Consider the following 26,954-nt stretch of genomic DNA (forward strand, 5'->3'; position numbering starts at 1 on the left):
TGCTTATGAAGCACTTAGTGAGTGCACTTCGATCACGCAGTGCGAGTTGAATCGTTGCTCAGCCTCAACTAAAACTTTCCGTTTCCCGGTCTTTTAATGAAGAATGCAAAATCACCAGCCAAATTTTTTTAAGAGACCCCCCCAAGATATACTCCGCGAATTTTGTCGTGCGTACGGGAACGCATGGCTTTGGGTGTGGCTCGTTGTCCTCAACCAAACGGCGGGAGTATCCGGGGCAGAGGGCAGACCCAGCATCCGGGACAAGGTGTTGAGCCAGCTTGAAAAATCCCCCGTCCAATACTCGACCCTCAACACTTGGTCTGCGCGCCGGAAGGAATTGCGCGAAGAATTTCTAAGAGGCGCCGGCCTGTGGCCGTTGCCGGAGAAAAAAACCCTGCACGTCGTCGTCCACAGCCGGCGTCAATACGACGGCTATTCGGTCGAGAACGTGGCGCTGGAAACGATGCCGGGATTTTTCTGCACCGGAAATCTTTATCGCCCACTCAAGCAAGACAGGCCGAGGCCGGGAATACTTTGTCCGCACGGACATTTCCAGCCGCTAGGCCGGATGCGGCCCGAACAGCAGATTCGCTGCGCCCAATTTGCCCGCATGGGCGCCACCGTCTTCTCCTACAGCATGGTCGGATGGCAAGACTCTAGGCAGACCACGCACGACGATCCGCTCGTGCTCGCCTTGCAAACGTGGAACAGCATCCGCGCGCTGGACTACCTGTGCAGCCTGTCGGAGGTGGATACGAATCGACTAGGCATCACGGGGGCGTCGGGAGGCGGCACGCAGACTTTTTTTCTGGCAGCGCTCGATGACCGGGTGCGGGTTTCAGCGCCGGTCGTGATCGTTTATCCATGGACCGAACCTGATGGTTGCAGATGTGAAGGCGGCATGCCGGTGATGCAGACGGCCCAGACCGACGCGATTGAACTGGCCGCGTCGGTCGCGCCGCGACCGCAGTTGCTCATCTCGTGCGGTAATGATCCGACCAGCGACTTTCCGCAGGTTGGTTTCCCATTCATCCAGCGCGTTTATGCTCTGCACGGAAAGAGCAATTTGGTCGAGAACGTGCACCTCGCCGATGAAGGGCATGACTATGGGCCATCGAAACGCAGAGCGGTGTATGCCTTCTTCGCGAAACATCTCGGCCTTCCTTCCATCGAGGAGGAGCTGTCAAAGATCACAATTGAGCAGCCGGAACAAATGGCGGTCTTTGACGATCAGCATCCGCTCCCAGCCCACGCGATCAAAGGCAGCGAGCAAGTGGCGAAGGTCTTCCACGCCCTGGCCCGTGCGCCGGGGACACTGGAGGGCGAATCATTCTTCTTCACGCCGCCGGGCTTCGCCCACGAAGGACAGGTTGCCCGCGCGGAGGGGAAGTGGAGCGGCTTGGTGAAAATCGTTACTCGCGACGCGGCCACTGGCCGGCCCACGCCCAGTCGCATCAGCGTCGTCGGCCCGGATGGAAATTATTATCAGCCTTCGACCAATCACCTCACGCCCTATGCACTCACGAGCCAATGGCCGAAACGAGGGACTTGGGGCAATCGCCGCGACACGTCTCCTTATCGCTATCTCGGCCGGTTCTTTTACACGACGGGCGAAGTCGAGGTGGCCTTACCAGCGGGCAAGTCACGAATCGAAGTGTGGAAGGGATTTGAGTTCACGCCGCAAACACAGACGGTCGAAGTCTCTGCTGGCGGAACGAACAACGTTGAACTGGCGATCTCCAAAGCCGCTGACGTCTCGCACCTCGGTTACTTCGGCGGCGATTTGCATCTGCACATTCCCCGCAGAAATCCACAAGACGAAAATACGATCTTCGACCTGATGTCAGCCGAGGACATCCAGTTCGGCGCGCTGCTGGCCTACAATGAACCGGCGGGACCTTACGCGGGGTTCATGGACAAGATGGACTCGCCGCAATCGGCCGGCCTGGGCGTCAAATCGGTGCGCGAACGCGATGGCTATTCGATCATCGCTGGCCAGGAATATCGCAGCTCGACTTACGGCCATCTACTTCTCTACCTGCGCGACGGATTGGTTTTCCCGGGCAAAAGTTTCAACGCCGACAACTGGCCGGTCTATGGCGAAGTGGAGCGAGAGACGCGCGAACTGGGCGGCCTGGCGATCATGGCGCACGGCGGCTACGCGCAAGAGATCTACGCGGACGTCGCGCTTGGCAACCTGCACGCCGTTGAGCTACTCCAGTTCGACCTCTATCGCGGCATCGGCCTCACCAACTGGTATGATATCCTCAACACCGGTTATCGTTTTCCAATCACCGGCGCGAGTGATTGGCCGGCGTGTCGGTTTCTCGGCGACTCGCGCACGTTCGTCCACGTAGAGGGTAAGCCATCGCATGAAAACTGGCTCCGACGCGCGGCGGAGGGACGCAGCTTCGTGACCAGCGGTCCGATGCTGCTTCTGGAGATTGAAGGTCAACGGCCCGGCACCCAGTTGAAGAAATCAGGTTCTGGTCCGCAGACCATAAGCGTCCGTGTGCGGACGCGATCCGAAGTAACACCGGTCCAGTACGTCGAACTCATCGTCAACGGTGAAGTCGTGTATAGGCAAACCATCCCCGCTGATAAGCAGCGAGGTGCATGGTGGGAACTCGAGCACAAAGTAGAGCTTCGCGAGTCATCATGGATTGCCGCGCGGGCGTATTCAACAACACCGGGTGGCCGGCCCGATGCCGAGGCGCACACCAATCCGGTTTATGTCTATCTCGATGGCCACGCACCGTATCGCCAGGCCTCACTGGATGCGTGGCTCGCCAAGATCGACGGGCAAATCGCCGCGCATGCCAAACGTAACTTCGCCGAGAAAGCCCGCGTGCTCGATTATTTCCAACAAGCCCGCGACACACTTTTGCGGATTCGCGAGCGGGGAGGGCTGCGCGCCGATGAGAACCCAGCGCAGTGGCTCCAAAAAGCGGATGCGCTCAAGATTCCCCTCGCCGCCGCCGCCAGTTTTCGCGCGCCAACCGATGAAGAGTTGGAGGCGTTTCTCCAGCCGGTCCCGCCGAAGACGCCGCAAGCGGCGTTGAAGACCTTCGAGACCACAGGCGGTTTTCACATGGAACTGGTGGCCGCCGAGCCGATGGTCTATGATCCGGTGGCGGCGGCCTTTGACGCGGACGGCAATCTCTACGTCTGCGAAATGCGCGACTATCCCTTCAAGCCGGTGGCGGGTCGTGAGCCGATCGGTTCCGTCCGGCTGCTGCGTGACACGAATGGGGACGGCGTGTTCGACCAGAGTACGGTATTCGCCGACAAGCTGCTGTGGGCGGCGGGCGTGGCGCCGTGGAAAGGCGGCGTGTTCGTCGCCGCGCCGCCCGACATCTGGTACTTCAAGGACACGAATGGCGACGACGTGGCCGACATTCGTCTCAAGGTTTTCACCGGGTTCGGCATGGAGAATCAACAGGCCATGCTCAACAATCTCGTGTGGTGGCTCGACCACAAAATCTACGGTTCCACTGCGGGAAATGGCGGAACGGTGCGACCGGCAAACAATCCCCAAGAGAAAACGATCGACGTCAATGGCAACGATTTTCGATTCGATCCCGTAGGCGGCGAGTTTGAAGCGATCACCGGCACCGTCCAATTCGGCAACACATTCGACGATTGGGGCAACCGGTTTCTGTGCAGCCAATCACAACCGCTCGTGCACGTCGTGCTGCCGAGGCACTACCTGGCTCGCAATCCCTACCTGCCCGTGCCGTCGGGGATCAAGGATCTGGCCGCCAACCCGGTGCCCATCTTCCGCATCAGCCCGGTCGAGCACTGGCGCCAAATTCGCAGCCACCGCCGAGTCGAGAAGAATGAACTCTCCGCCGCGGGGGCTGGCGTGAGTCATCACGTCGTGGACGCGGCGGCCGGTGTCACGATTTATCGCGGCGGCGCGTATCCACCGCAGTACTACGGCACGGTGTTCACCCCGGATCCGCAGAACAACCTGATCCACCACCGCCGGCTGATACCCGACGGCGTGTCGTTCAAGTCGCAGCGCGTCGAGGAACAGGCCGAGTTCGTGCGCTCGTCCGACATTTGGTTCCGACCCGTGAACCTGATCAATGCCCCCGATGGAACGCTGTACTGTCTGGACATGAGCCGCGAGGTATTGGAGTCCATTCACATTCCGCTGGACGTGGCGAAGCACCTGGATCTGACCAGCGGTCGCAATTACGGGCGCATCTATCGGATTGCGCCGAATGGTTTTCATTCACCGGCTCCGCCGCGACTGAGCCAGGCGAAGGGTGAGCAGTTGGTGGTGGCCCTCGAAAGTCCGCATGGCTGGTGGCGGGATACCGCGCATCGGCTGATCTACGAGCGGCAAGACAAATCAATCGTGCCGGCACTCAAACGCATGGCCGCAAAAAGCCAGCGCCCCGAATCCCGACTTGCGGCCCTCTGGTCCCTGGAGGGATTGAACTCGCTTCAAGGCACGGTCGTGTTGGACGCGTTGAACGACCGGCATCCCGGCGTGCGCGAGAACGCGGTGCGCTTGGCTGAGCCGCGCTTGAACTCGTCTCCACAAATGCTGGCTAAAGTGCTCGACCTCGCCAGCGACACGAATGCCCGGGTGCGTTTTCAAGTTGCTTTCACGCTCGGAGAGGTGCGTGACCGGCGTGCAGTCAAGACGCTGGTGGAACTCGCTGGCCTTTCTCCGGATGACCCTTGGATGCGTGCCGCCGTGCTCAGTTCCATGTCCACCGCACCTGCCGAAACCCTCTCTCTGCTCCTGTCCGACGCGGCGCCGACAAACAACGCTGCCCGCGCTGTTCTCTGCGATCCGCTTGCGGAGATGGTCGGCCAGCGAAACCGCCTCGACGAACTCAGGATCGCCCTGCAAACAATTACCACAGCAGACAAGCTCAACGATGGGGCAGGGTGGGGCGAGCGCCTGTTGCCGGCCATTGGACGCGGATTGAAACGCGCCGGAGCGCGGCTCACCGCCAACAACGGGTACGGTCCTGAGGTCACGCAACTTCTCGAAAAATCCAGGCTATCGTCCCGTCAAGCCGCACTTGATGGTCACTTGGCTGAGGCCTGCCGATTGATTGCGATTCAACTGCTCGGTTGCTTTCCGTTGGATAAAGTCCGCGACGCGTTGGTACCGTTGTTGGACGCCAGCCAACCGACGCCGGTGCAGATCGCCGCCGTGAAGGCGTTGGCTGATTACTCCGATTCCGGAGTCGCGGATTTGTTGTTGCAGCACTGGCGACAGTTCACGCCCGACGTGCGCGCCGAAGCGCTTCAAGCGTTGCTCAGCCGCGAAGGTCGCACGCTGGCCTTGTTGCACGCGGCCGAGCAAGGTCAAGTGTCGCTGGCGGAGACGGACGCCGCCCGGCGCGAACCGCTGTTGCGTCATCGTAACGAAGAAGTGCGCAGGCTGGCCCGGAAGGTGTTCGGCGATGCGACGCGTAGTGACCGCGTCGCAGTGGTGGCGGAGTATCGCGCAGCCTTGCAGTTGGACGCAGATCCAAAACGCGGCGGTCTGGTGTTCGAGAAAAACTGTTCCGTATGCCACGCGTTGAACGGCAAAGGAAATGCCGTTGGGCCAGATCTTGCCTCAGCCTCTTCGCAGGGCCCTGAAGCGCTGCTTGTGAACATCCTTGACCCCAGCCGGTACGTCCTGCCGAACTTTGTTCAATACACGGTGGAGGACAAGCAAGGACGTGTCTTCAGCGGTTTGATCGCATCGCAAACGGCAACGAGCATCACGCTCAAGGGAGCCAAGGGCGCGACGGACACGATCCTGCGAACGGACATCAAAGAACTGTTGGGCAGCGGTTTGTCTCTCATGCCGGACGGTCTGGAAGCCGCCATCAACCATCAGGAGATGGCCGACCTGATCGCGTTTCTTCAAGCGGCCCTTCCAACCACAGGTACTGCGGCAGTCGCCGATCGCGAACGCGATTTCGGCACGCTTCCCGGCCTGATCGAACCGACGGACAAGCAGTAAGCTGAGGTTCGCTCATCATCCCGAACAGCGCGGTGCCAATCTGATTTCAGTTGGCGAAGTCCCTTTCGTGCAGCATCGCGCGCAAATTGCCCTGCATGGTCGTTACCCACAGTTCGCCCGGCGACGCTTCAAACAAATAGGGGTATGAAACCAACCACGTGCCTGGGCGACGGGCAATGACGACTGGTTTGCTCCACGTTCGACATTCGTCATCGGAGAAGGCCATCGACAATTCACCACGATGGTTGCTTACCGGCGTCTCGGACCAGATGCGGTCGCCGCCGCTCAAAGGGAAAGTATCCTTGCCCTCGGGAAAGAGGCGATTCCATACCAACACGATGCGGCCACTTTGCAGGCGCCGGAGCATCCCCGGTGCACTGCTCGCGGGAATGTCGCTTGGTCCCAACGGATGCCACGTCAGCCCGCCGTCCGTCGATTCGGCGCGCCAGAAGCGCATCCAATTCGTGCGCAGCAGCATCAAAAGCCGCCCATCCTTCAACTCGATGATCGTCGCCTCGCACACGCCGCCATGATGGCCGACGCCGCCCAAATCGATGATGTTGCTGGGCTTCCAGGTTTGTCCCTGATCATCGGAGGAATAGGTGAGCACGGTGTGCCGGCCGGGGTTGTGCCGCATCTTCATCGACGTAAAGACAACCCGGCCATGCTTGGTTTCCAGGATGTCGCGGATGGCGCCGGTCCAGTCGTCGTGCAATTTTTGCGGCGCTTCCCACGTTGCCCCGTCGTCCGTGCTGCGCATGACGCAGGTGGGCAGCACGGCTCCCGGCGCGTCGTGGAGTTTGTTGTCCCATGTCCAGTGCTCCTCCGCGTTGTTCATGAACGCGGCAATCACCACGCCCTTGCTCGTCCGGATGATCGCTCGTTCATCGCTGATCTTGAATTTCAACGGGTCCTCGAACATGCGATGAGTCTGCCAGGTCTTGGCGCCGTCGGCGCTAGTCAGGCAGTTTGTATCCTCGATGGTAAGCAATCGGCCGTCACCCAACCGCACAAACGGGCCCATCTTCAAGGCCGGCATGTCGGTCAGCCGAACGTCGAGTTCCATCCCGGAAGAGGCGGGTTTGAGTCGGATTGCGGGAATTGACGATGGCGTGTCCAGTTGCATCGATCCGAGTTGCTGAAGCAACATGTCGGCGATGAGGCGATGGCCGTTCTCGTTGGGATGCATGCCGTCCAGTAGCAGGTCGTCGATCGAATGGTCCTTTTCGGCCCCATACGACTGGAACAGGGCGTACACGTCCATCAGTGGGATTTCAGTTTGCTTCGCCACCTCACGCACCGCCTGGGCGTACGTCTTCAGCAGCACGTTGAACCCGTCTGGATCGTCTGGAGCGTAAGGCGGCTTGCCGTACAGCGATCGCAATTCTTTTGTCCAACGCATCAGATTGGGCGTCATGAGAATCACCCGCACGCCCCGGCTCCGTAGTTCGGCGACGAAATAGGACAGATTGGCAGCAAAGTCATCCCGTGACACGCTTGGCTTGGTCGCCGGCGGATTCTTCCAGACATTCACGGTCGAATCATTGATGCCGAACTGGATAATCACGATGTCGGGCTGCCGACCGAGAACGTCCTGCTCGAATCGTGCCCGCGCATCGCGTGTGGTGTTTCCCGGAATCCCGGCGTTGATGACCTCCACGTCGCGCTCGGTCAGCTTGTCATTCTTGGCCGGCTTATCCGCGTAAGCCGCGTGAGCCAACCGATCCGCGTAAACCGTGAGCGCCTTGCCATCGACTACTCGCGGTGCCGTGGTCGAGTCGCCAAATGCAACGATTCGTAGTGCGCGCGATTTCGTTTCGCCGATCGAACGATCTGGCATGGCACACGAAGCACAGACCACGAGCGCGATCAAATTGCAGCCAGCCAAGGTGGTGAACATGGCGGAGCGACGTTTTCTAAAGCGAGGTTCGTTGCATGAGTTGGAATCTGGAGACTTCATGATTAAGAACAGCCAGGGGATTGCCTTCTGACAGCATCGAACAGAGTGGTTGGAGTTTTTTCTAACATACAAGTCAGTATCTTCGGTCGAAGGAATACTCGGTTGCTATCGGGCCGTTTGTCGGATTGTATTTCAGCAAGGCCGCATGGCCGTCACCGAAAAGGGTGTTCCAACGGTAATCCCCGTGCCAGAGCAGCGTGGACTCGCCGTTTCTCGCCAAGTCAAGCGACCACCAACCGGCATCGAAGGCGCCCCAAGCAGTGAACGTAACGAAATGGGCGGGTTTGCTGATCTCACCAGCCTTGATGCTCTTGGTGTTGTCGGCATTGAGGCTGAAGATTGTCACGGTCCTACCCATATAGGTGCTGGGTTCGGCGGGGAAAAGATTTGCCCAGTAAGAAGCACCGATCATCTCAAAAGTGCAATGGCGCGTGTTTCCCGGAAAGATCTTGTCGCTGGGACAACGGGCTACTTCCACCGCCGCCTCGCGGTTTGCTTTGACCAGATACTCCGACAACCAACGATCCGCTGCGCTGATCTGGTCGTAGTAAGGGAGCAATCCGGTCTGGCCCACCCAGCTTGTCTGCGTAGCCATGCCGTTTCTGGCAACGGTTGGTGGGTAACGATCGCTGTAATCCCCCAAGTAAAGAGCTGCCGCCATGCCGACCTGACGAATGTTGCTAAGACACTGGGTGGTCTGCGCCTTCTGCTTGGCCCTGGCCAGTGCGGGTAAAAGAAGGCCTGCGAGAATTGCGATGATAGCGATGACAACCAACAATTCGATCAACGTGAAGCCGCGCGCCAGCGCGTTTGTTGGGTCGTTCTCAGTCGGACCTGCCAACGACCAGCAAATGGGTTGGGCCTTGTTGGACACGTGCATTCAATTCTTGATCCAAAGTACTACCGGAAATCAGGATCCGAACTACCTTTTTTCTGTGATACTCATGCTGTTTTTGGTTCCGCTACCCAGCGGTTTCCTCCGTCACTGAGAAGACTGAGTGCGTGACTCTAATCTGTCCGCCCCCAGAGGGTCATCGGGTATACGTCCTCGGTTGGGCGTTGGGCCATGAGAAAACTGAAAGCATAGCCGAACAGCAAGGTCGGCGCACAGCCTGCAACGGGATACCAGATGAAAGATACGTGGTTTCGCAACAACAACACTGACGCAAACCCCGAAATGGCCCCGAGGATGGCACCGAGGGAATTCGCCCGCATGGTGAAGATACCCAGGAGGAACATGCCGAGAATTGGTCCGCTGAAGAAGCCGATGATCGTAGCGGCAGCCTGCAATAGCGAACCCATTCTGGCGAAATGCACACCGATGGCCGCCAGGGTGACGAGAATGCCCCAGCCCAAGGTGATCCAACGCGCGTTGGTGAGCGTCAACTCCTGCGAGTTGGATCGAAGCTGCCTCAGACGCTGGACAAAGTCCATACAGGTGGCTGTGCTCAAAGAGTTCAAACCAGAGGAAAACACCGACATGGTCGCGGCAAAGAGGCTCGCAAAGACAAGCCCTGCCAAGCCAGACGGCAGCACATGCCGCACAAAGTGCGGAAGCACCATATTGGGGTCACCCGTTCTCTCGACAAGGTCATTGAGCGACGTCAGCAATGCGGAATTCTCAGGAGCATGATAGAAAGCGAAGAACCCCAGGCCCAGCAGATAAAGGATCCCGACCACCGGGATTTCCAGGAGTCCGCAAAAGATCAACGAGCGGGCCATCATCCGGCCGGAACCGGCGGCAAGGTAACGTTGCACCAAAACCTGATCGCTGCCGTAAGCGCCTACCTGGTAAACCAACGTTCCGATGAACAACCCCCAAATGGTCATCTCTTTCCAAAAGTCCGCGGCAACGAAGTTGATCGAGGTGGTGAGCAACGTCGTGTGGCCGGCGGCTGCGGCGACTCGCCAAATATGCGACACGTCGCCGTTGAAAGACCAGAGGATGACCGCCCCCATCACCACGAGGCCACCCATCAATACAAAAAACTGCATGACATCGGTCCATAGCACCGCCTTCATGCCGCCGAGAACGGTGTAGAGGGTCGTCAGCGCTCCCACCAGAGTAACGCAGGCCCAAACAGGCCACCCGACAATTTGCTGTAGGGCTAGCGAAATTGCGTAGATGGCAATTGCCATGTGCGAGGCGCGTTGCAGCAAGAACAACGCGGAGGCAAACAGACGGCTCTGCATGCCAAAGCGGTGCTCCAGGTACTCGTAGATAGTAAAGACCTTCAGTCGCGCCAGGAAGGGAATGAAAAGATAGGCGACGATGATCGCCATCAACGGGAACATGAGGATCGTCATGGCATAGCGGAGATCGTGGTGGTACGTCCACGCTGGCACCCCCATGTAGGAAATCGCCGAAAGATCGCATGCCAAGACAGAGATGCCCACCGCCCACCAAGGAGCGGATCGTTCGGCAAGAAAGTAGCCTGCCAGGTTCTTCTGCTTGCGCGTGAAGGAGAGCCCGAGAAGCACGGTGGCCACCATGTAAACCGCCAAGATAAGATAACCGGTTATGCCAAAGTCGCCCATGGTGCTAGCGGCGCTCCGTTCCACTATTTGAAGAGTTCATGCCGCCATGATTTCATAATCACAGTGCCGAAAATCAGACGTCGACCGGCAGCCGTATGCGAGGATGCTGGCTTTGCACTAAATTGGTGAACAGGGACGGTCAAGCATGGAGCATAGGGATTGACGATTATCTTGTTGAGGTTGTTTTCGAAGTCCGCAGAGGGTTGCTCCTCAAGCTTTGAGCGCAGGATGATCCTGTCATGGCAATGTTGCCACGTGGTCGATCTAGGTGCATTGCGCATGTGATATCCAATATGACAGTGGATGAAAACTCAGACTACCATTTTTCTGTGCAGCTTGCGCTGTTTTCCACCTGCTCCAAGACGGCTGCGCCCGTACGGCCATTAGAGTTCATTCAGCCACGCGAATCCGCAGCCAGCGGATGTTGTTGACGGAATCCTCGCAGCACCAGAAGACGGCAAACACTTCTCCTCCCGGAAGGAGAACCATATTGGGGAAACCGAATTTCAAGTTGCTGAGTTCTTCCGCGCCAGACGACTGGCCAGTCATCCCGGATCCCGCCCTCTGCCACAGCGGCAACTCCGCCAAGTTGATCCAGTTGTCGCCTTCGATGCGTGAAAGATTGGCCCAAAGACCGGGTTTATCGTCCCGGCGGTAGAGGCACAAAATTCTCCCATCGCGCAGGCAAATGATCTTGGCCGTCTGCCCGCGCAGGCCGGTGAGGCGCGGCTGAGAAAAGGAACGGCCATCGGGGGAGAGAGCATAAGGCGTGGGTTGACTGCTTCCGCTGGGTTCGTGGAAGGCCCAGGCAACTGCCAGCAGCCGACCATCCGGCAGCCGCGTGATCGACTGCTCGAAATGGATGACGCAATCGCGATGCCCGTCCATTACGTCCATGTACTCGGGCCAGTTCTCGCCCCGGTTCCGTGACACAAGGGCAATCGCTTTCATCCCGTTGGGTGCCTCGCCGTTCCAACCCTTCCATGTGCCCATCGGCGCCAGCCAGCATCCATCTGGCAATTCGAGGATGGGATGGCAGATTTCGAAACTCGGGCCGATCAGCGGTGGTTCAATCGTGCGGGGTCCCTCCCAACTTCGTCCCCCGTCGGAGCTTTGCAGCAGGATGAGATCGACAGGAACATAGCCTAAGTTCTCACGATTGGTCAGGCCCTCGTCGGGATGTTCGTCACGATAGAACCGTGCACCCAAACCTAGAAGAGTGCCATCCCTTGTCCGACTGATCCGCACCGTATGCGTTGTGGGCCGTTCGACCGGGTCAGTGAAAAGCGGGACCGGAGAACTCCAGGTCATGCCGTCATCGGCTGAACGGCTCACGTACGTCCGATAGTCGAGGCTCTCCACCGCCTCGCCCAGATCGAACGCGCATACCATCGTTCCATCATCCAACCGTACCACCGACGGGTGCCAAGCGTGGATCGATCGCAGGTGCGGCTTGGGATTGCGGTATACCAGTCCAGTTGCGACGCAGGCAATCAAGTTTTCACGCATTGCAGATGGGAAGTGTGGACGCCGGGTATTCCCACCTGGCGAAGTGTTTGGAAGGATCGCAGCCAAGACAATTCTTCAAAGCGCGCTGTTTGTATTGAAATGCATTTTCTTGGCGCACTTTGTTTGTCATGGGACTAAACTCTACAGAAAATCAAAATCCAAACCACCGATTTTACGCAAAAGAAGCGCGGTTTTTGAAGGGGACAACGAGCGAATGACTACCTCACCCGCGACCAAAGCCAGCGCGGATCTGGGCGGCCCATGCCCGGGTCAGGGTACTGGAAACCGAGAACGCTGACCTTGACTGCTTCTCCGTGCCCATCCACCCGCCCCGTGACACAACGGGTTCGCGACAAATGACGGTTAAAGGCACGAACCGGATCGCCGCCCCAAGCGGGATCGCTTGGGGCGCGGAACAGCACACCCGGAATTTGCGGAGTAACATCGGTCCACTGATCGGGGCTCTTGGCGTTGGGATTGCCGATCGCGGGCACGGTGGCAAGCCAAGGATAACGAAGCCTCTCCAGATTCCAGAAGTGGACGTGCGCGTCAATGATCGAGAGGTTTGTCAACGTTCAGCTCGGTTTGAGATCGCAACTGCTGCCCGGCTCCAGCGGTGTCTGGTAAATACCACCAGCGACACACGCAGGATGTACGAAATGTTCCCGCAAATGAGAGATGTGCTCAAGAAAAACCACTTCATGACCGAGCGCGACGTGGTTGAACAACACGAGGTGCTGATGAAGCTGCCCCATGTCGCCAGCGTGCGGCACGACGGGCACGCCGAATTTCCGGCACAGCAAACTCACCGCCAGGAACTCGCTCACCCCGGCCACCCGCACCGCGTCCACCTGGATGAAGCCGACGCACTTCGCCTGCAAATAATTTTTGAAGACGACGCGATTGGGCACGTGCTCACCGAGTGCGAGCTTGGTTGGCCTGATCGCGTCGGCGAGCGTCTTGTGGCCAAGCACGTCGTCGGGATGGGTTGGTTCTTCAATCCAGAACGGATTGATCACCCGCAGTCGCTGGCAGATGTCGAGGGCCTGCGGCAGGGTCCATTGTTGATTGGCATCGAGCATGACGCGCGCGGAATCGCCCGCCGCTTCGCGAACCATATGGGCGCGTCGCAGGTCGCGTTCAGGATCGGGTGAACCGACCTTGAGCTTCATCGCGGTAAAACCCCCGGCGATGGCTCGCTTGCAATTCTCGCGCACTTGCTCGTCGGAGTAGTTGAACCAACCGACGGACGTATCATAGCCGGGATAACCGCTCTGCAACACGCCATCGCGCTGCGGGCGCGTCGGCTGATGTTCGCGCAAGATGGCGAGCGCCGGCGCGGCGGTGAGTTCGTCTTCGAGATACGAGAGGTCGAGCGTGGCAATGATCTGTTCGGGCGAGAGGTTGAGGAGTAATTTCCACAACGGCACGCCGAGTTTCTTCGCCCATAAATCCCAGCAGGCATTGGTCACAGAGGAAAGCGCGAGTTGCACGATGCCTTTGTGTGGGCCGAGCCAGCGGAATTGCTGCTCGTCCGCCATCGCCCGCTGCCGCGTACCAAAGTCGCTCATAATTTGCTCGATGTCACAGCCGACAAGACGGCGGGAATAGAATTCCGCCGCGCGGCAGACAAGCTCGTTGCCTTCACCAAGGGTGAAGGCCAATCCCGTGCCGGTGTAGCCGGAGTCGTCGTGCAGAAGCGTGACCGCGTAGGAATAAACCGGGGCTTTGTGAATGGCATCGCTGCCGTGACTCGAGCCGATGGGATAACGCGCGTCGCGAGTGGAAATGGATTTGATCATGAATTCTCGATCGGACGACGGTAGCCGAGTTCCGCGCCACCGCTGACGTGCATGATATGGCCGGTTACGAAACGCGCTTTTTCGGAAAGTAAAAACACGCACGCGTCGGCGATGGCATCGCCCCCAGGGCAATAGCCGAGCGGATGAATCTCGTCGAGGTAACGTTCAATGGACGAGGGGTTAGGTTGCTCCTTACACCACTCGCGCAGCATCGGGGTCCAGGTGCCGGCAGGACAGACCGCGTTAACCCGAATACCGGATTTTGCATAGTCGAGCGCCATGGATTTGGTGAGCGCGTTCATACCACCCTTGGTAGCGGTGTAGGCGGCGTGGATTTCCTGGCCGATGACACCGACGAGACTCGACGTATTGAGAATGCACCCCCGGCTCGCTTTCAGAGCCACGAACGCATGGCGCGTGGTGTGGAGTACGCTTTTCAAATTAATGTAAAAGAGTGCATCCCATTCGGCGTCGGTGGTTTCGTGCAATGCCTTGGACGGTGCAGCGATGCCGGCGTTGTTATGCACCGCGTCCAACCGACCATAGTGCGCAAGCGTGGCAGCGATGGCGGCTTCGACTTCGTTGTCACACGAGACGTCGCACGTCATGCCGAGGTGCTCCGGCCCGAGTTGGCGCGCGGCTTTTTGCACCGTTTCGCGCCCGCGCGCCACGATCGCCACCCGCGCGCCCTCAGCGGCATAGGCCTGGGCGCAGTCCCAGCCAATGCCCATTGAGCCGCCGGTGAGAAAGATGACTTTGTCCTTCAGCAGGGGAGTGGTCATGCGGAGGACCTTTTACCAGAAAATCAGATAAAGCACAACAAAGGTCGCCAGGACCACGCCCGTCAAAACACGATAGTTGCCGAGGCCGTGACCGTCGGCTTCGCCCCGCAAGGGCTCCCGCCAGGCTTCCCAAATCAATGGCTTGGCTTCCTCCTTGATCGGTTCGGGCAGCAACAGCGAGGTCGCGAACATCAACAGGATACAGGCGACGAGCAACCAGAACGCGATCAGCATGAAGTCCCCACGATAAATGCCGGTCCAGTCCAGGTAAAACATCACGGCGCCCAGCAGCATCCCTCCAACGAGCGTGAGGAAGGCGGATTTTCCGGACGCCTTCTTCCAAAATACGCCGAGCAGGAACACTGTGGTGATGGGCGGCGCGACGTAAGAGATGAGTTTGTTGATGCCCTCGAAGATCGTCGTGTAGTGACCGAACAATGGAGAGCAAACGATGGCGAGGATTGTGCCGGCAATCGTCGTCACCTTGCCGATGGACACCAGTTTGTGATCGCTGATGGCGGCGTTATGGCGTTTGAACAGGTCGTAGGCGACGAGCGTGGCGGTGGAATTGAGCGCGGCGGAGCAAGTTTGCATCGCGGCCGCCAGCATCGCAGCCGCAACGAGTCCTTTTAACCCGACCGGCAACAAATGTGTGAGGAGAAATGTGTAGGTGTCCGCCGCGACGGCGGGGGACTCGCCAGCGAAGGCATTCTGTTGAACCAGCGCCACGCAGATGACGCCCGGCAGCACGAAGAAAAAAACCGGCAGGATTTTCAGGAACGCGCAAAACAACGGACCGACTCGCGCATGCCGTTCATCCTTGGCGGCCAGCACGCGTTGAACAATCGTCTGGTCGCAACACCAATACCAGATGCCGAGCACCGGATAGCCCAACAAAATTGAATACCACGCGAGTCCGGAAGGATCGCCGGCGGAGCGGGCCATGTGGAGGAAGTTTCCTGTATGCCACGTGACTTGGCTGTCGGGGATCGAAGCGAGCGGATGAGGACTCGCCGACAAGGTCGATGCCAGCGCGTGCCAGCCTCCCACTTTGAGGTAGCCCACCACCGTGATCACCACCGCGCCGACGAGGAGCAAAACGGTTTGCACGCTTTCAGTCCAAACGACCGCGAGCAGACCGCCGAGCATCGTGTAAATCCCCGTGAGCACTCCAAGGACGACTATGAAAAGCATGAGCGCGTCCATCCCGAAAATCATCGTGCCGGGCATCAGACCGAGAATGCCTCGGAGCACCCAGGCGGCAGTGTAAAGTGCCACGCCCATGTGAATCACGATGGCTGAAAAAAGCGACACGATCGAAAGCATGTCGCGACACAAGCGGTTGAAACGCCGCTCCAGAAAATCCGGCAACGTTGCCACGCGGGACCGCAGGTAGAGTGGCGCGAAGAAAAGTGACAGCAGAATCAATGTGAAGCCGGCCATCCACTCGAAGTTGCCGAAGACAAGCCCGAACTTGTAAGCCGCCTCCGCCAGGCTGACAAGGTGGACGGTCGAGATGTTCGCTGCGAACATCGCCAATCCGATCACTGGCCAAGTCAGCGTGTTGCCGGCAAGGAAGTAATGTCCGCCCTCGCCGCCGCGTTCCCCTTTGCGGCGCAGGAATCCCGCCACGACACCCAACCCCACTACCCCCAGTAGATAAATGGCGATGATGCTCCAGTCCAATAGACCCAATCTTGTCGGCATGGTCATTTCCTATGATTTTTTTAAAAATTCGATGTCAGTAACAGACGGAGCGTCGGTGGCTTCAAGGATGTTGAAGTTGAACTTGCGTACTGTCACAGAGATCAGCGCGAAGACACTCAAGGCTGGCAAAAAGCAAGCCCCTTTCATCACGCTCCGAACTATCATGTGCCTGCTCGCGTTTGCATGGATCATCCAAGGCAGTTGGCAGGCTGCCGCGTCCGAAGGCTTGCAATATCCTTCGGACGATGAACATTGCACATCATGTGAAGCCGTATGGGTAGCCAATTTAGCGGGCGGCCTGCACGCTTTACGGCGTTGACCGCTGCGAAGGCCTACGAACATCGTGTCGCACCTTGACACTCGGAGCGGCAATGCCAAAATCATCCGGCCATGCAACGAACGAAAAGGAAGCGAGCGCCGGGCAAGCGCCTCAGCCTGCGATTGGTCCGCGACATCCAGAAGGCCATCCTGAAAGGCCAATTCAAGGTGGGGCAGCGCTTGCCGTCTGAGGAACAGTTGGGTCAGGACTTTTCGGCCAGCCGCACCGCGATCCGCGAGGCCCTTCAGCAACTGAAGGCGCGCGGCTTGGTGCGAAGCATCAAGGGCAGCGGCAGCTACGTTGCGAACACGGATGTGAGGTACTTGAAAGAATCGCTCACGCGCTACTACTGGCTGGCGCAGGAGAAAACCGAATTCACGGAGTTGATGGACCTGCGCCTGCTCATCGAATCGGATTGCGCCCAGCGGTTGGCGCAAGCCCGCGACCCGGAGGCCCTCAAGCACGTCGCTAAGATGCTCGGACGGATGCGTGCCAGTCAACGCGACATCGATGCATTTGCCGACGCCGACATTTCGTTTCACATGGCCATCGTGGGAGCGGGAGGCAACCGGCTGTTCCAAGCCATTCACAGTGCGTTGGAACCGATGATGCGACGATTCGCACACGAGACGTACGAACAGACCGCGCTGATCGCGAAGAACCTGAACGACCACGAGGCAATTTACGCCGCGATTGCCAAAGAGGACCCTGCCACTGCCCAGCGGGAGATGCGGCGACACCTCACTGACTCCAAGCGCAATTGTGAGGTCCTTCTGTCGCGACGGTTGGTTGCGTGAGTTGGCAGCCATCAAGAACTCTTCGGTTCACGTATTCCGTTTACTCAGGGCCTTGAGACTTTCTCGATATGGGCAGGACAGGTAATCTGCATCGCTTCAGATACGCTTCGCGATCATGGCGATTACGGCAAATATTTGGGCCAGTCCTTGTATTTGAAACGCGGCTCGATCCAGGTAAAGTCACGATCATTCGGGGCCTTTGTCCAATAAAAAGGTGTGTCCAGGTTGTTTTGAGCGGCCGCAGCCGCAGCAATCGTGCTTGGTTCGAGCCACTTGTGGCCTTCGACGTGTCCGTCAGCGAAACTGATCGTACTCGAGCCGTTGTGGAAGACGGCCACAGAATCCACCCACTGGTGACTCGGGGCGTCGATGACCCAAGTGCCGATGTTGAAATTGCGCGAGTCAGCTTCTTCGATGAAGGTCATGGTGCGCGCTGACTCCGGCACCTGGTCCAATTTTCTGATGGGTTCGAGGCCCCCAAAATCACCGTTCATCCCGTCGAGTTTCGAGTAGCTGTCGTAGGCCCAATGAGTCCCAGGTTGACGGCGCTTAAAACGCAGATCACCCGGACAATGATACGAGCCGAAGGCCGGGCAGTATCGCCAGAGCGGACCTTGGCGCATAGCATCCTGCACCTGGTTCACGGCTTCTGTGACGCTCATTCCCACATAAGGCATGAAACGCCACGCCGGCCAGTACCCACCGCCAACCATGTCCTCCTGCTTTCCGAAATAGCGCCCCGGCATGGTGCCTTGATTGTCGTCGGCGTACAGGATCATGGCCAACGTGAGCTGCCTCATGTTACCCTGGCAATAGGCACCGGTGGCTTTCATCTTCGCCTTTGAAAGGGCAGGCAAAAGCAGCGATGCGAGGATCGCAATGATGGTGATAACGACCAACAGTTCAATTAGCGTGAACGCACTATGGCCGGCGAGACATCCGCGGCGACATGGAAAACGGTTGCAATCTCTCATATCGATGAAATTATGTTCATGCATGTGCATCGAGTCAACCGAAAAGTTGTATGACAACTTAGCGGCAAGTCGGGCTCGCCGGCAGACGTCTGCTGCGCTCGATGCAATTCGTCAAGCCGTCCCGGCGAGCGTTCATTTGAGAACTGTGGCGCCCATGAGGCCGAAGACGCAGTCATTGGCGATGGCTTCCAGCGACACGCGGCGAAGTTCCACCTCGGGGTTCAAGTCCAGCGCAATCAGGTGGGCTTCCGTATCGAGGGCAATGGGCTTCGTGAGGTCGCCCGCATCCGTAGAGCCGGCGGGTCCGGAGCGCCCGCCGATGTTCTCAAATCCGTTTGCCGCCGTGTCGTGAAAACGTCCGCACCAAGTGCTCCAGCAGTCGCCGATGCCGAAAGGATTCACCAGGTCCACTGGCTCGGTCTTGCCGTTCGCATGGTGTAACGTCACGCGCAAGTTGACGACGTGGCTTTGCGCCGGGAAGGTCATGCCGCTGATCATCAGATAGAGTGTCTTGCCACGTGCGTTGACGGGAAAATCCAGTTGCGTTGGGAAACCGCCCGCCAACGTCACCACCCCGATGTTCGCGCCGTCCTTTGCCGTCTTGAATGGAATCCCGTCCGTGGTCCAGGCGACTCCGTCCGCTCCGACCTTCTTGCGCCAGGCCGCGTCGCTGATTTGCGAGTTGCGGCTGCCGTGATATTGGAGCAGGTGGTCTTTCCAGTAACCAAACCCGACCTGACTCACCGATGACGGCGGTGGCTGCGCTTTTTGAGTCACCCGCGGCAACACGTTCGTGACCGAGTCGTTGAAAGTGGTTGCGAGATCCACCAAAGTCCACGCTGCCAAATCTCCTTTGGTGACTTGCGGAACTGACCACATTTTTGGTGGAGGTGGGTTGGTCTTCGGTTCGACCAGCAGCTTGATCGGAATCCAAGTCCGGCATGGCGGGTCGCCGACCAGCACGAGCACAAGGCCGTGCCCCGGCTCGCCGGAAACGACGCCTTGCAACGCGCCCTTCTCTAACCGTGTTTCCTTGAGAATGCTCTGGGGATCGTTCCAGTCCGTGATCCAAAGGCCAGGCAGCTTGGCGCTCAACCGCTCGCCCTGTTTCATCGCGAACTCTGCGGGCGGGCGAATTATTCGCGGCTCGAATCGAACTTCAATCGTTCCGCTCTGGCTGCCTACCGTCTCAACCTGTAGCCAGCTCAAACCGTCGAAGCCCGGCACGATCTTACTCGCCACCTTCGTTCCGTTCACCCACACGGCTCGCACTTTCTGCGCTTGGAGCGGTAAATGCAGATGAACGCTGGTGGTCATCGGCGAATTCCATTCGATCGAAATCTTCCCTTCCTTCCGCTGCCAACGATAAGAGAAATGCGGAGTGTCGATCGCGGCATCGTTCCATTCGTTTGGGAACTGCGGAGTCAATCCTACGAATCCATCCGGCCTTTTCGGCACGATGCCGAACAAGCCTTCCGTGATCGTGCGACCCCACATACTGATGGCGTCGGCGAATTCGTCATTGGCGCGCTGCCGGCCGTCGGCGTCGGCGTGGCACGACAAGCCGCCGGGGGTCGGGCCGTTGTAGATGCCGCACAGTGTCGCCCGCACGATGGCATAAGCGTCATCCGCCCGTCCGGCCAGATAATCGGTCAGCGCCAGATTCAGTTCCTCGCCGTAAGCCATTTCATAGGTGCTGTGCGTGTAGGAACGCCCGTGGTTTGGGAACCAATTCGAGCTCCACACCAGCTTGCCAGCGTTCGGCGTGGTCTCCGATCGCAAATGCGTGTCCACCCAATGAAGCATCTGGTAAATCTGCAATGGGTCCGCCGCGCCGAATTCAGCGGCGTGGTAAATCGTCGCCAACTCTGGTTCAGCGTGCAGCAACCTCGAACCGCGTGTGTCGAGATACTCCGCGAACACTCCGGCGCGCGGCAGCCAGAGTTTCTCTTGCATGGCGGCGCGGATGTGTTGGGCGCGTTGCTCGAACGAGGTGGCGTCTTTGCCAAGACGGCGGGCGAGGTCAGCGAGAAGGTTGTGTGCGCGCAGCATATAGGCCGAGGCTTGCGTACACTGACCTTGGATATACCAGTGCGAATCGCTGATCCAGGTGTTGAGGCTGTTCTCGTAGAGATACTCCTGCTTCGGCTGCAGCCGCCGGTTCTCCCAATCCACGATGCCGACGAGAATCGGAAAAATCTCCCGCATCAGGTTCAGATCGTTCGTATAATCGAAGTATTGCCGGACCTGATCGAGGAAAACCTCGTTCATGTTGTAGTAAATGCCAGGATTGTATTCAAGTAGTGAGCCGAGTCCGCCCGCATCTGGACCATTGCGAACCAGACCCAGGCGAGTGTGGTTGAGAATTGATTTCTTCACGCGATCCGTCCAGCCGTAAGCCGTCGAGCCATACCAGCCGCGCCAGCCGAGATAGGCAAACCGCCACGACCAGCCGCCGTGAAGAATTGCCGAGTCGCCCCACGTGCCCTCAGTCGCAAACGCCATCATGCGCACGGCGGCATCGAGATGCGGATCGGGCGTGCGGGTCACGATGCGGTTCGCGATGCTGTGATTGCGCGCCTGCGCCGCGCGCCAGGCGTTGGTCGGCGCGCGTAGGTCGTCGGCGATCCCGCCCCCCAGGCCGACCACGATGAAGCCTTCGTGCGGTTGTGCCGCTGCAAGCAAAACCTTTTGAACGGCGACGCACCTTCCCTTCTCGCCCGGCAGGGTTGCGGATTGCCACTCCGTGTTTTGTATCAGCACCGCCGGCGAGTTTGTGACGGCCTCAGGCGCACCGAATCCGTTATCACCCGTCCACGAACTGCCGCCGCGAATCACGGCCTGCCAGTTCGTCAGGTAGCGCGCGGCTGCGAACACTTCATTCATGTAAACATCAGACTTGTCAAACGCGCGCCGCAACGCAAACCCTCGCTCGTCCCAAGCGATCACATTTTTCTCGCAGTGGTGTGGTTCGAATCTGAACTCCGGTGCGTCCATGGAGTAGCCGGTGGAGAACGCGGACGCGCCGCCGTAAGCCCAAACGAGCGCGGCTGGTCCTTCCAAGCCATCGACCCGTACTTTGACGATCAATCCCGCCGAGTCCGCCAGCGGCAGCGCCAAGAGTGAAACCGTCAGGCCGGGAAAACTCGCGTCGTGGATCGTGTATTCCATCCGTCCGTCCACGTAGCGCACGTGCAGGTCCGACCATTGATGAAACCATTTGCTCGCGCCCGTAGTGCTCAAGCCGATTTGAAGATGGCCCAGCAATCCGCCAGCGGAATGAAAATCGAACAGGAAGCGCGGCTCATTGTAGGCCAGCACCAATGGACGGAAGCCGTAACGCTCAAGTTTCCTGAGCTCGTCCGGCGACCAGATCATCGTCTTGTCGGCCGGTGGAAAGAGCGGACGTCGATGGAGGCGCGCGTTGCCGTCAACCATGCCAATGCGCGAACCGGGGGTCGGCCCTCGTGAGTAGCCGGTCCCGGAAAGCGAAATCTCCCACCCGCCCTCGGTGGGGCGATAACAGTTGAGTTCGGAGGCCGCGGGGGTTTGGGCGTAGGCGATCAGCGCCCAAGGCAATAGTAGCACCACGAACGGCAATTTGAGTTTACGGCTCATTTGCCCGAGGCGTCTCTGTGGATTGCGACAAGCAGTGCGGATTCGTGTGGTCATGATCTTCGTGCGTTAACAATTATCCTGTCAGATTTTGAAGTTGTATGACAACCATGCTGCTACAGCTTGGAATCCTGTCAACGCCGGAGTTGCAACGACTTCTGGATGCGCCAAGAGGCTGCGAACGATTCTGTTTGCGGCGGCATCGCGATCGCCCCGGTTGCACAGAAAAGAAAAGCCGGCGGTTTCTGACGATCGCCTTATCGGCCATCGCGCTTACATCCGCCCAGGAGCCCTCCGCTGGACAGTTCCGTTGCAAACCAGAACCAATTGACAGCGCACCCAGCGAAACCGGGGACCGACAAGAGCTATTTCGCGCAACCGAGCACCTGTTCCACGATGTCCATGCCCACTTGCTTGCTCCAAGCCTTGGCCAGCTTCTCGAAAAGCACGCCGGGTTTGCCATCAGCGATCGCGATACCGTTGATTTTGGTCACGGGCGCGATCCCGTAGGGGGTGGTTGTCAGAAAGGCTTCATCGGCATTGATGACATCATGCACCTGGAAGTCGCGCTCGACGAAGGGAACCTGCAATTTGGAACAAAGCTCCATGACGTTTTGGCGGCTGATGCCCCGCATCGTGTTTCTGGCGGTGGGAGAGATGATGGTACCGTTCTTGGCAATCAGAAAGTTTGATCCGCCCGTTTCCGTGACGTTGCCCTCCAGATCAAGCAGGAGCGTCACCGCCTTGGGATCGACCAGATGCGTTTCCTGATCGGCCAACCACCAGTGCATCCGGCTTCGGCATTTAATTTTCGGATCGACGCACTGTGGTGGAAGATGCCGAATGGATGGTGTCACGACGTGTGCTCCTTCGCGGATGAGATGTGCCCAATTGGAAAAGGGCAATGGAAAGGTGTGTATGCAAAAGGTTGGTTCCAAATGCACGGCGGCAGCCGCCGACCCGGCGTAAACGGGGTTCTCGCCGGGCGTGATGAAAAAGACGATGGCGAGGTCTTCTTCCCGACGAAGTTGCCGAACATTATTCCGGATTAACTCCAGGGAAACCTCCCGTGATTGGGCGAGAGACATTTTCGGCGTCAACCGGGCATACTTGCAGGACTCGTAGAAGCGGACCAAGTGGTCTTCCAGGCGGAAAGGCTTATGGCGATATGTCCGCGCCAGATCCGTGACCGTCGCACCCAGAACGATTCCCAGATCATAAATAGATATTTTAGCTTGTGAAGCCGGAACAAAGCGATCTCGAAAGTAAACCAATGGTTCAGTTTTTTTCATGGTTTTAACACTTGTTTTAAATTGGCTGCGCTTTGCAGCTCTGAAAATTTTGCCTGTCACTCCAGCGAAACGGCGACCCTGAAGCCGTTGCAGTCGAATCGGGCGTTAACATACATCAGGGTGAACAAATTCATCATGGCCTTGCCTCCACTTTGAAAATGTGTCCCCGGGCGTACCCATGCTGAATGTATGAACCATCCAGCCAACAGAACCAGGGGTACGAAGACATCACCAGGATATCGTCGTCACCATCCCCGTCCCAGTCGCCGATCACCAGGCGCGGGCTGTACATGACGGTCGGTGGGATCGTCAACTTTTGTGGCGGGCCGAAACGCGGATTCGCAACGGGACCGAGATTTCGATACCACTCCATTTGACCCGAGGCCGAGACGCCGATGATGTCTTTGCGCCCGTCGCGGTCCCAGTCGTAGGTAAGAGGAATGGCGCGGGAGCCGATGTTGCCAAGTTTTGCACCTGGCGTGAAGGTAGGCTTTTCGTTGGTGCCAACGTTCTCGAAATAGAAGATATCTCCGTAGGTATCTCCCACAACCACGTCTGTCTTGCCGTCCCCGTTGAAATCGAAGGCCGTGACCCCGGCGCGCGCCCCCTGCATCATAGTGAAATCCTTGATTTGGTTGATTGGAACGACCGGCGGACCAACTTTGATCGGCGAGCCGTTTGTCAGCATCAACATCTCGCCTTTGGTATCGTAATCGGGAGCTTTATTTTTGCCACGGTTGCGGTGCAGGTAAACGTTGCCGGGACCACCGGCCCAGAGCAGGTCCAAGTTTCCGTCGCCCTCAAAGTCGTACAGATATACAAAAGCCCACTGATCGCCATAAGGCGCGCGATGCGATATTTCCTGCCCTAGCGGGAGCAAAGCTTGCGGCGGGCCGAAGACGCCATGCGGACCCTTGCCTTGATTTAGGCGCACCGTAGGTGCGGCTTGGCTGTCGAGCGGCGAGATGATTAGGTCCAACAGGCCATCGCCATTTAAATCCATCAGTTGCGTCGCAGAAAGAGGCGAGATGCCCCACGGCGCCTCCAGAAGTTGCAGTTTCCACCTGGGCGTTCTTTTCGTGCCGACATTCTCGGCGAAATAAACCTTTGAAAATGTGGAGATGACAAGATCGGTGAGGCCCCGGCGGTTCCTGCCGAGGACGCGCGCCTGCGCGAGTATCTCATGCGGCTCTTCACTCTCATATCGCACCGGCTTTTCCGTCAGTTTAGGATGGGTTCGCGTGCCGATGTTCTCGTAATAGAGGAGAAACTTGTGGAAGGTGTCGCCGCCGCCCACGGACTGTCCGAAGGAGCCGGACAGGAGATCGAGCTTCTCATCTCCGTTCAGATCCACCGCGCACGGGTGCGCACCCCAAATCGTGTCGAGTGGCTTGCCGTCCGCTTCCAGCGGCCCGCGGAAGGTCAATTTGGGCGTACCATCGGAGTTAGTGCCAATGTTTTCGTAAAACCAGATTAAACCGGTGATATAACCTCCGAGCAGCAGATCGGGTTTGCCGTCCCCATTCCAGTCCACCACCTCGACCGATGGGGCGTAATCATGGGTGTATTGCGGGGACTCTGGGCAAGGTTTTGCCGGAACCACGATCTCTTTGCCATCGGCCTTAACATATCCTCGATAGACCAAATTGTGATGTTTATTGTCACCGACGTTTTCGTACCAAACGAGACTTGCGGCCCCTTCAATTCCGACAAGGAGATCTTTCTTGCCGTCAGCATTCCAGTCCGCAACACAAGGAGAGGACATCCCGCCAGCATTCAAAATATTTCCGTCGGCATCTAGCAAATACTCTCCCTGCGTGAACTTCGGATGAAATTCTTTCCCTTCATTTCTGTAAAGCAGGATATAACCGAAGCCGCCCCCGATGAGCAAGTCGGGTAAGCCGTCGCCGTCCCAATCCTCAACGGTGACCCGGTTGTAGAGGGTTCCAGTTAGAGAGGAATCGGTTATATCCCGCCTGGGTGAGCCGTCTCCGATAAATCCTTGGCGCGCAGCTTTCTGGCGCTGACCCTTCTTAAGCGCGTTGAAATAGACGGCATAGTACGAGATTCTGCCGCTGTCTTGCGTGTGTTCCCACACAAGTAGGCCGGGGTTCCCGTTTCCCCTGATGTTGTTGAGGAATGCTCCCCGAGGAAAGGTGGGAACTTTCTCACCAGACACGGTCTGGGCACCTGCGGTCGGGAAATCCCAAGGCAGGGACTTATCCAGGAAGCGCGAAGCCCGCTCACCCGTCGTCCGGCTGAAGGGCCAAGGAAGCCCTGGCAGCGTTTTGCCGGTCGTGGAATCGTACCGGATGACCTGAATACTGTCGAGGTCGATCGGTTGGCGCAGCTTCAGCGGAGCGAATGACTGGGAATGGCGGTCGAGGTCGAGGCAGGCAGGCGACTCGTCTGAAGAGCGCCCGTCGAGATCTGCGGGCGCAACTTCCACGAGCACACGGTACCGCAGCGTTGGCACGGCCCATTCAGGCGTGATATTTCGTCGTTCCTCCGCGCGAAGCTTCACAGCCCTGTCAGATGCCATTATGACCGCTGACTTCTTTTCTTCTTCCACCCACGCTCGATTGAATCGCGCCATGCGGACGTTCGATCCCGCCCCTGAGGTCTCCCACCAGGAGAGGACGATTGTGCCATCATCCGCCTGCGCCGCCGAGGGATAGCACGCCGTCTTGAACGAGGGCTGCTCTTTGTCCATCACAGGTTCAGCAATGGTGCGGGGCACCGACCAGGTGCGGGCTTCGTCGGCGCTGATGGAAACTACCAGGGGATACCGATTCGTAGCACTATTGTCCCAGACGCGCACAATCGAGCCGTCATTCAGCCGCAAGAGGCACGCGGGTGAGTTGAAGCCATAAAATCTGCTGGGCATGGGCTCCTCCCAGATAAGACCGCCGTTCCGGCTGCGCGTTTCGTAAGGGCGCGACGTGGAAGTGCGAACGATGGCAAACAGATCGCCGTTTTTCAGTTTGACGATCGCCGGCTCGTCCGCCCCCGCTGTTGAAACTGATGGAGGAATTGATATGTCACCCCCGCGCGTCCAGATTTTTCCGCCATCTCCCGACAGGAGGACCCCGCAGCGAGCGTGCATGGTTGCTTCCCTGCCGCTCGGCTTGCCCTCCTCTGCCGGAACGTCCCACGAGTAGCCCATCGCAACGGTTTTTTTATCCAGCCAAATCGGCACGTGCACTTTGCCGGAGACGTACTTGTGAGGCATGGAAACCCGCGCCGGCAAAGACCAGCTTGCGCCGTCATCCGCGCTGCTTGAAACCAAGGTCTCACTTTTCGCAAAAGGCGGATAGGGAGAAGGTACAAATGTGGCAAACACTGATACCTGGGTCCCTACCGGCAAGATGTTGGGATCAGCAATGTAACCTTCACGCGGACATTCCATCACCTTGACCGGCTTCGACCAAGTCTTGCCCGCATCACGGCAACGGCACAACCACACGGCCTTCAGATCCACAAACGCGCAGAAGACTGTCCCGTCCGTGGCGCGCGCGAGATTGGGAAGAAAAGATTTGTCTGGAAGTGCAGTGTCCAAATCAACCCTCTCAAATACAGGCACGAATTCTGGGCGCACGGAAGCTCCGTCACTTGTCATTGACCAAGCGAAAACGATTCCCATCAGTAAAAGTGGCGCCGACCCTGCCAGCCGGCG

General features: G+C 58.3%; 16 protein-coding genes. 4 read left to right on the top strand and 12 right to left on the bottom strand.

From position 1 onward, the window contains the following. Positions 1 to 193: 193 nt before the first annotated feature. The gene (locus HY298_17490) at positions 194 to 5,983 is read left to right on the top strand and encodes a CehA/McbA family metallohydrolase (protein MBI3852055.1); all 5,790 of its coding nucleotides are present in this window, start codon (positions 194 to 196) and stop codon (positions 5,981 to 5,983) included. Positions 5,984 to 6,029: 46 nt separating this feature from the next. On the opposite strand, the gene HY298_17495 is transcribed toward HY298_17490, so the two are convergent. After that, complete coding sequence (locus HY298_17495; GenBank protein ID MBI3852056.1) at positions 6,030 to 7,823, bottom strand: exo-alpha-sialidase; 1,794 nt, start codon at positions 7,821 to 7,823, stop codon at positions 6,030 to 6,032. Here HY298_17495 and HY298_17500 point away from each other — a divergent pair. Then, entirely contained in the window at positions 7,822 to 7,974 is a 153-nt protein-coding gene (locus HY298_17500) for a hypothetical protein (GenBank protein ID MBI3852057.1), read from the top strand. The two genes, HY298_17495 and HY298_17500, sit on opposite strands and share 2 nt — an antisense overlap. A 42-nt stretch (positions 7,975 to 8,016) precedes the next feature. Here HY298_17500 and HY298_17505 read toward each other — a convergent pair whose 3' ends face one another. The 7 genes from HY298_17505 to HY298_17535 form a co-directional block, all read right to left on the bottom strand. Then, complete coding sequence (locus HY298_17505) at positions 8,017 to 8,823, bottom strand: type II secretion system protein (protein ID MBI3852058.1); 807 nt, start codon at positions 8,821 to 8,823, stop codon at positions 8,017 to 8,019. Between the two features lie 128 nt (positions 8,824 to 8,951). Continuing rightward, entirely contained in the window at positions 8,952 to 10,481 is a 1,530-nt protein-coding gene (locus HY298_17510) for a sodium/solute symporter (protein ID MBI3852059.1), read from the bottom strand. A gap of 390 nt (positions 10,482 to 10,871) precedes the next feature. Further along, positions 10,872 to 11,873 (bottom strand): exo-alpha-sialidase, encoded by a 1,002-nt coding sequence (locus tag HY298_17515; protein MBI3852060.1) that lies wholly within the window; start codon positions 11,871 to 11,873, stop codon positions 10,872 to 10,874. Positions 11,874 to 12,208: 335 nt separating this feature from the next. After that, positions 12,209 to 12,562 carry a hypothetical protein gene (locus HY298_17520; protein ID MBI3852061.1) on the bottom strand — a complete coding sequence of 118 codons (354 nt, stop codon included), beginning with the start codon at positions 12,560 to 12,562 and terminating at the stop codon, positions 12,209 to 12,211. Positions 12,563 to 12,565: 3 nt separating this feature from the next. After that, on the bottom strand, positions 12,566 to 13,792 hold the full coding sequence (locus tag HY298_17525) for a mandelate racemase (protein ID MBI3852062.1): 1,227 nt from the start codon (positions 13,790 to 13,792) through the stop codon (positions 12,566 to 12,568). Next, positions 13,789 to 14,574, bottom strand: a complete 786-nt coding sequence (locus tag HY298_17530) for an SDR family oxidoreductase (GenBank protein ID MBI3852063.1) — start codon at positions 14,572 to 14,574, stop codon at positions 13,789 to 13,791. The genes HY298_17525 and HY298_17530 overlap by 4 nt, the downstream gene beginning before the upstream one ends. Positions 14,575 to 14,586: 12 nt before the next feature. Then, positions 14,587 to 16,281 carry a sodium/solute symporter gene (locus HY298_17535; protein MBI3852064.1) on the bottom strand — a complete coding sequence of 565 codons (1,695 nt, stop codon included), beginning with the start codon at positions 16,279 to 16,281 and terminating at the stop codon, positions 14,587 to 14,589. Between HY298_17535 and HY298_17540 the strand changes: the two genes are divergently transcribed. Then, the gene (locus HY298_17540; GenBank protein ID MBI3852065.1) at positions 16,280 to 16,600 is read left to right on the top strand and encodes a hypothetical protein; all 321 of its coding nucleotides are present in this window, start codon (positions 16,280 to 16,282) and stop codon (positions 16,598 to 16,600) included. The two genes, HY298_17535 and HY298_17540, sit on opposite strands and share 2 nt — an antisense overlap. A gap of 71 nt (positions 16,601 to 16,671) precedes the next feature. Continuing rightward, positions 16,672 to 17,397: a FadR family transcriptional regulator gene (locus HY298_17545; protein MBI3852066.1), complete on the top strand. Its 726-nt coding sequence runs from the start codon at positions 16,672 to 16,674 to the stop codon at positions 17,395 to 17,397. A 122-nt stretch (positions 17,398 to 17,519) separates the two neighbouring features. On the opposite strand, the gene HY298_17550 is transcribed toward HY298_17545, so the two are convergent. The 4 genes from HY298_17550 to HY298_17565 form a co-directional block, all read right to left on the bottom strand. Further along, a complete protein-coding gene (locus HY298_17550) occupies positions 17,520 to 18,371 on the bottom strand; it encodes a prepilin-type N-terminal cleavage/methylation domain-containing protein (protein MBI3852067.1) in 852 nt (283 codons plus the stop codon). Positions 18,372 to 18,503: 132 nt separating this feature from the next. Continuing rightward, positions 18,504 to 21,989, bottom strand: coding sequence for a DUF4450 domain-containing protein (locus HY298_17555; GenBank protein MBI3852068.1), 3,486 nt, complete (start codon positions 21,987 to 21,989; stop codon positions 18,504 to 18,506). 362 nt (positions 21,990 to 22,351) lie between these two features. Continuing rightward, positions 22,352 to 23,278 (bottom strand): aminotransferase class IV, encoded by a 927-nt coding sequence (locus HY298_17560; GenBank protein ID MBI3852069.1) that lies wholly within the window; start codon positions 23,276 to 23,278, stop codon positions 22,352 to 22,354. A gap of 133 nt (positions 23,279 to 23,411) precedes the next feature. Next, on the bottom strand, positions 23,412 to 26,837 hold the full coding sequence (locus HY298_17565; GenBank protein MBI3852070.1) for a VCBS repeat-containing protein: 3,426 nt from the start codon (positions 26,835 to 26,837) through the stop codon (positions 23,412 to 23,414). Between the last annotated feature and the right edge of the window lie 117 nt (positions 26,838 to 26,954).

The organism is Verrucomicrobiota bacterium (assembly GCA_016200005.1).
Classification (GTDB): domain Bacteria; phylum Verrucomicrobiota; class Verrucomicrobiia; order Limisphaerales; family PALSA-1396; genus PALSA-1396.